The 234-nt window shown below is 47.9% G+C and carries 1 pseudogene; it reads right to left on the bottom strand.

What is annotated here, in order from left to right:
- Positions 1 to 234, bottom strand: a pseudogene (locus AAEY78_RS15070) (nicotinate phosphoribosyltransferase); the annotation flags it as partial.

Genomic DNA, 234 nt, shown 5'->3' with positions numbered 1-234 from the left:
ATACCATCCCCTTGGATGACACGTACATAATCTGGCAAAACTTTGTAGCCTTTGCTATTAACCGTCGTGCCAAACTTCACTGCCAAGCGCTCCAGTGCCTCGCGGACTACTTTAGCAGGCTCACCACTATCAGGTCTGATGACTAAAGTACCGCCCATGTTTTTCACGTCGTCCTTCAAACTGCCACCCCAAATATTGTCAATGGCGTTCCATAAGTCATAGCTATCAGAGACC

Source organism: Psychrobacter sp. 16-MNA-CIBAN-0192 (assembly GCF_040309565.1).
Taxonomy (GTDB): domain Bacteria; phylum Pseudomonadota; class Gammaproteobacteria; order Pseudomonadales; family Moraxellaceae; genus Psychrobacter.
The sequence above is the reverse complement of the archived record's forward strand: the minus strand, read 5'-3'. Positions and strand labels throughout refer to the sequence as shown.